Here is a 6311-nt window from a genome sequence, read left to right as displayed (position 1 = left end):
CGGCGCGGGGACGCGAACTACAAAGTTCGCGCTACTGCGAACTGGCCTAGCCACAATTGTACTAGTTTCTAAAAAGCGCCTCCGCAGCTTCTGATAGATGCTTTGGACCGCGCGCCGTTGCCGCGCTGTATCAGAAGCGGACGGTTGTTGTATCGAAAGCGGACGCTTTTGGCGCGCACAACATTGACTTTAAAATTAACTTATTAATTACCAGGTATTTATTGAAATGGCATCGTTCTTCGTGTGTTGTGGCAAGGGCCTTTCAATAAGGCTACGCAATTGCTTCCCAGCACATGGACGAACTGATTCAAAAGAAAACCTGGACGCCGGCCAAGCTGATGCTGCTGGGCGCTTTTGCCCTGGTGGTCCTGGCGGTGGCGGCGCTGCTGCTCACCTCGGCCGGACCAGCCAAGCTCAACATCGACCCCGAGCGCATTACCATTAGCCCAGTAACGCGGGGGCCATTCCAGGAGTTTGTGCCCGTCGATGGCGTGGTGATGCCCATCAAGACCATCTACCTCGACGCACCGGAGGGCGGCACGGTGCAGCGCATTCTGGTGGAAGACGGTGCCGCCCTCGCCCCCGGCCAGCCCATCATTCAGCTCGCCAACACCGACTTGCAGCTGGAAATGGTGAACCGCGAAACCGCGGTATTCGACCTGATGAACAACCTGCAAAACACGCGCAACCTGCTCCAGCAAAACCGCATTCAGCAGCTCAACCAGCAGGCCGAAATCGAGAACCAGTTGCGCGAAGCCAAGCGCCTGTTCGATCTGAACAAAAGCCTCTACGACCAGAAGGTAATAGCCCGCCAGGAGTACCAGCAAACCAAGAACGCCTATGACTACCAGGTGCGGCGGCGGCAGCTCAGCCGCCAGGCCCTGCGGCAGGACTCGCTGGCCATGCGCGAGCAAATCAACCAGATGCAGCAGTCGGTGAACCGCATGCAAGGCAACCTGGCCCTGATGCGCCACAAGCTCGACGACCTCACCATCAAGGCGCCCGCGGCGGGCCGCATCACCTCGCTCAACGCGGAAATTGGGGAGTTGAAGAGCCGCGGCCAGCGCATTGGCCAGCTCGACATGCTGACTGGCCTGAAAGTGCGCGCCACTGTGGACCAGTACTACATCTCACGCATTTTCCCCGGCCAAAAGGGCGAAATCAACGTCAATGGCAAGATGTACCCGCTAAGCGTGAAGAAGATTTTCTCGCAAGTAGCCAAGGGCGTGCAAGTCGACATGGAGTTCACCGGCGCCGGGCCCACGGGGCTGGCACAAGGCCAGTCGTTGCCCGTGCGCCTGGCCCTGAGCGACCAGACCGTGGCCCTGCGCGTGCCCAAAGGCGGCTTCAACCAGAAAACCGGCGGCAACTGGATTTTCAAAGTCAGCGAAGACGGCGCGAAAGCTTACAAAGCCGATATCCGCCTGGGCCGCCAAAACCCCGACTATTACGAAGTGCTCGAGGGCCTCAAACCCGGCGACCGTGTCATCACCTCCAGCTACGAGGGCTACGAGAACATGGGCGAGCTAGAACTCAAAGCAAAAGCCCAATAGCTTAAACATTCTGCACCAAAATAAGAACGGTCATGCTGAGCGCAGTCGAAGCATCTCTACCACGAGAGTAATTAATTGGTGAGTGCTTTCGATTCGCTGCAACGAAGAGGTAGAGCTGTTTCGACGGCGCTCAGCATGACGTTCTATTGGACTAATCATCAAGGTTAACTACAAAAAACTACACCCTGCTTTTCTCACCTTTTTCTGCAAAAATTACCTTTTCACTTTCACCAGCCCACTTCTTACTCCCATGATTAAAATCGAAAACCTGGAGAAAATTTACCGCACCGACGAGGTGCAGACCAAGGCCCTGAACAACGTGTCGCTGGCGGTGAACGAAGGCGAGTTTGTGGCCATCATGGGACCGAGCGGCTGCGGCAAGTCCACGCTTCTCAACATCTTGGGGCTGCTCGACGAGCCGGACGGCGGCAGCTTCGCCTTTGCGGGCACTGAGGTGGCCCATGCGCCCGAGCGCCGCCGCGCCGAGCTGCGCAAGAAGCACATCGGCTTCGTGTTCCAGAGCTTCAACCTGATTGACGAACTGACGGTGGCCGAAAACGTGGAGCTGCCGCTCATTTACCTGGGCATGGGCGCGGCCCAGCGCCAGGAGAAAGTGGCCCGCGTGCTGGAGAAAATGCAAATAATGCACCGCCGCAACCACTTCCCGCAGCAGCTCTCGGGCGGGCAGCAGCAGCGCGTGGCCGTGGCCCGCGCCGTGGTGAACAGCCCCGGCCTAATTTTGGCCGACGAACCCACTGGTAACCTCGACTCAAGCAACGGTAACGAGGTGATGGAGCTGCTCACGGAGCTCAACGAGGCCGGCACCACCATCATCATGGTCACGCACTCCGAGCACGACGCCCGCTACGCCCACCGCGTCATTCGCCTGCTCGACGGGCAGGTGGTGCTTGAAAACGTGCACCAGGCCTTCCCGGCCTAAAAAACTGGCGGGACGAGTACCCCGAAATTTCATTTCGGCCCGTGAGAACAACTGCGAGAAACATTCTGGCGAGCCGAAATAAAATTTCGAGGTACTCGTCCCGCCAGCTCATTCACCTCTTTATCTGCTCAGAAGTCATGCTTAAGAACTATTTCCTCGTGGCCTACCGGAACCTCGTCCGGCACAAAGGCTTCTCCTTCCTCAACATTGCCGGGCTGGCGCTGGGCCTCACCGCCTGCCTACTGATTGGGCTTTTCGTGTACGACGAGCTGCAATTCGACAAGTTCGTGCCCAACGGCGACCGGATTTACCGCGTGTACTCGGAGCGCACCACGACCGAAACGCCGGAAGCCTTGGCACCCGTGCCGCCCATGTACGCCACCACGATGAAGCAGGAGTTTCCGGAAGTGGAGCAAACCACGCGCATCCTGATGGAGTCGTCAGTGGATTTGCTGGAAGTGGGCGACAAGAAAATTTATGTCGAAAACGGCCTAATCGCCGACTCCACCTTCTTCGAGATTTTCCCGCTGGACTTCAAACACGGCTCGGCCGCCCACGCGCTGGACGCGCCCACGTCGATGGTGCTGGCCGAGGACGTGGCCAAGAGCTTTTTCGGCAACGAAAACCCAGTGGGCAAGGAGATTAAGATGAATAAAACGAGCTTCATCGTGAAGGGCGTTTTGCAAAATAACCTGTCCAAATTCCACCTGAAGGTCAATTCCGTTATTCCGCTTTCGGCGGCTCAGTTGCCCAAAGAGCGCATGAAAAAGTGGGGCTGGCAACAGTTTTTCACTTACGTGAAGCTGCGGCCCGGCACTGACGCCCAGCAGACCCAGGCCAAGCTGCGGAGCTTCGTGGCCGAGAAGGTGAACCCGACCTTGCCCGAGGACGACAAGGTGACGGACCTTTCGTTTTTGCAGCCCCTGCGCGAAGTGCACCTGTATTCCTCCAGCTTCAAGTACGACTCGTCGGTGAAGGGCAACATCACCTACGTGAAGGCGCTGAGCTTCATTGCGGCGTTCATTCTGCTCATTGCCGGCTTCAACTTCGTGAACCTGTCCACGGCCAAGTCGATGCAGCGGGCCAAAGAAGTGGGCATCCGTAAAACCATCGGGGCCAGCCGCGAGCAGCTGATGCTCCAGTTTCTGAGCGAAACCGTGCTGCTCACGCTAGTGAGCGTGGTGCTGGCTACAGTGCTCACAGCTCTGCTCCTGCCTTCGCTGAATGCCTTCACGGGTAAAACCATGACGTTTGACCTGCTCACTAACCCCGCGCTGCTGGGTGTGTTGGTGCTGCTGACCGTGGTGGTCGGGCTGGTGGCGGGCTTCTACCCGGCGCTGGTGCTCTCCAGCTTCCAGCCGGTGAAGGTGCTGAAAAGCGCCGTGGTGACCGACGGCGTATTCGGCCGCGTGCAATGGCTGCGGCACGGCCTGATTGTGGTGCAATTCGCGCTGTCGGTGTTCCTGATAGTGTGCGCGCTGGTGGTGTTCCGCCAGGTGAGCTACCTGCACAACAAGGACTTGGGTTTCAATCGCGACCAAATCATGTTTTTCCCCATGCGGGGCGACAACATGAACAAGCACTACGACACGTTTAAGAACGAGCTGCAGCAAGTGCCGGGCGTGGCCTCAGCCAGCATTGGCTACGGCTTTCCCGGCGACCAGGTGGCCGGCGACGGCATTATCGTGCCCACCAACGGCGAGGACAAGGAGAAAAGCGTGACCCAGCTGATGGTGGACTACGACTACCTCAAAACCCTGGGCCTACAGCTGGTGACGGGCCGTGACTTCTCCCAGAAAATGAAAACCGACAAAGACCAGGCCTTCATCATCAACGAGACGGCCGTGAAAGAACTCGGGTTCGGCACGCCCGATAAGGCCCTGGGCCAAACCCTGAAGTGGAAGGTATGGAGCGACAAAAACCCCGATTCCTTGAAAATTGGCAAGGTGATTGGCGTGGTGAAGGATTTCCATTACAAGAGCCTCTACGACAAGCTGGAGCCGGCCGTGCTTCAAATTTTCCCCGGCGCCTACTGGAAAGTAGCTGTGAAGCTCAAGGCCGACAACTTCGGCAGCTCGGTGGAGGGCGTGAAGCAGGTATGGGCCAAGTTCAGCCCTGAAAGCCCCATCGAATACAAGTTCCTGGACGACAACTTCGACCAGATGTACAAGGCCGAAGACAAGCTCAAGTCGCTGCTCTGGATTTTCACCGGCATCGCCATTTTCGTGGGCTGCCTCGGGCTGTTTGGCCTAGCCACCTACGCCGCCGAGCGCCGCAAAAAGGAAATTGGCATCCGGAAAGTGCTGGGTGCCAGCGTGGGCAACATCGTGGGCCTGCTCTCGAAGGAGTTCCTGGTGCTGGTGCTGGTGGCCGCCGTCATCGCCTTCCCCGCCGCCTGGCTGGCCATGAGCCGTTGGCTGCAGGACTTCGCCTACCGCATCGACATGCCGCTGTGGGCCTTCGTGGCGGCGGGGCTGACGGCCGCGGCCGTGGCCTTCCTCACGGTGGGCTATCAGGCCGTACGCGCCGCCACCATGAACCCAGTAAACAACCTCCGGGCGAACTAGGGTGTGTGGACACCAAGGGTTCTTTTGGTTTGCTGTCCACACAGCCTAGACCAAGCGAAGACTTACCCAGAAAGGGCATTCCGCGGCGTCACGCCGGCGGGATGTCCTTTCGGCGCGTTGGGGCGTATAGGGACAAAAAACCACCGCCATGCTTCAGCCCACTCGCCCACCCGTGCCCGCCACCTTCGACGCCGACGAGCGGCTGCGCTGGGTGGAGCGCATTGCCCGTCTCATGGACAGCCAGTTCCAGTTGCCAGGCACCCGCTTCCGCTTCGGCCTCGACCCGCTGCTGGGGCTGCTGCCCGTGGTGGGCGACCTTTCGACGCTGGCCGTGTCGGGGGCTTTGCTGCTCACCATGCTGCGCCACGGGGCCAGCGGCGCGGTGGTGGTCCGCATGGCGTTCAACATCCTGCTTGACACCATCATCGGCGCCATTCCCATCCTGGGCAACCTGTTCGACTTTGCCTACAAGAGCAACGAGCGCAACGTGGCCCTGTTGCGGCGGCATTACGCCGAGGGCCGGCACACCGGCAGCGGCAAGGGGCTGGTGGCGCTGCTGTTGCTGGGTTTCTTGGTGGTGTTCGGCCTGGTGGCCTGGGGCGGGGTGGTGTTGCTGCGCTGGGTTTGGAATTACCTGGACGCCAACCCCGTATTCAGCACCTAGCGACCACGCCGGCGCTTACTTGTTCCAGCGAAAAGACTGCTGGTCGATGGCCCGCATGGTGCACAGCACGCCGTCGAGGTGGTCGCATTCGTGCTGTAGCAGCTCCGAGAGTCCGTCTTGCACCGTCCAGGTTTGGGGTTGCCAGTGCTCGTCGCGGTAGCGCACGGTCACTTGCTGATGGCGGCGCACCCGCACCAGCAGGTTGGGGAAGCTCATGCAGTCGTCCCACAGCTCAAACAGGTCGGGGCTGGCGTCGCCCAGTTCAGGATTGAGCATCACGATGGGCCGGTCGATGTTCAGGTACACCAGCCGCTTCATTACCCCAATTTGCGGGGCCGCAATGCCCCGCCCAAACTGGTACTTCGCCCGAATTTCGCTCATCACGTTGTGCAGGTCGGCCACCCAGCCCGCCACCAGTGGCAGCTCCGATTCGAGCACCGGGGCGCACACTTCGTAGAGGCGCGGGTCGCCCAACAGCACCAAATCGTCGAGGGTTTTCATCGGCTGGGTTGCGGCAGCGCTAGGGGCGCGCGGCTCCGCAAATAACGCGGGTGCGCCCCGCTTCTCGGCACCTCCGACAGCCGGGG

5 protein-coding genes are annotated in these 6311 nt (G+C 59.7%); 4 read left to right on the top strand and 1 reads right to left on the bottom strand.

Going from position 1 to position 6311, the window contains the following annotated elements; genetic code table 11:
- The first annotated feature begins 293 nt into the window (after window positions 1–293).
- The 4 genes from VF629_RS14940 to VF629_RS14925 all read left to right on the top strand — a co-directional run bounded on the left by VF629_RS14940 (window position 294) and on the right by VF629_RS14925 (window position 5724).
- A complete protein-coding gene (locus VF629_RS14940) occupies window positions 294–1553 on the top strand; it encodes an efflux RND transporter periplasmic adaptor subunit (protein WP_331059294.1) in 1260 nt (419 codons plus the stop codon).
- A gap of 250 nt (window positions 1554–1803) precedes the next feature.
- The gene (locus VF629_RS14935) at window positions 1804–2493 is read left to right on the top strand and encodes an ABC transporter ATP-binding protein (RefSeq protein WP_331059293.1); all 690 of its coding nucleotides are present in this window, start codon (window positions 1804–1806) and stop codon (window positions 2491–2493) included.
- Window positions 2494–2630: 137 nt separating this feature from the next.
- Window positions 2631–5060 carry an ABC transporter permease gene (locus tag VF629_RS14930; RefSeq protein WP_331059292.1) on the top strand — a complete coding sequence of 810 codons (2430 nt, stop codon included), beginning with the start codon at window positions 2631–2633 and terminating at the stop codon, window positions 5058–5060.
- Between the two features lie 148 nt (window positions 5061–5208).
- The gene (locus VF629_RS14925; protein WP_331059291.1) at window positions 5209–5724 is read left to right on the top strand and encodes a DUF4112 domain-containing protein; all 516 of its coding nucleotides are present in this window, start codon (window positions 5209–5211) and stop codon (window positions 5722–5724) included.
- Window positions 5725–5739: 15 nt separating this feature from the next.
- Here VF629_RS14925 and VF629_RS14920 read toward each other — a convergent pair whose 3' ends face one another.
- On the bottom strand, window positions 5740–6225 hold the full coding sequence (locus tag VF629_RS14920) for a peptide deformylase (RefSeq protein WP_331059290.1): 486 nt from the start codon (window positions 6223–6225) through the stop codon (window positions 5740–5742).
- Window positions 6226–6311 lie beyond the last annotated feature (86 nt).

The organism is Hymenobacter sp., assembly GCF_036388155.1.
GTDB lineage: Bacteria > Bacteroidota > Bacteroidia > Cytophagales > Hymenobacteraceae > Hymenobacter.
Note: the sequence above shows the minus strand (reverse complement) of the source record. Positions and strands in the feature narration are given on the sequence as shown.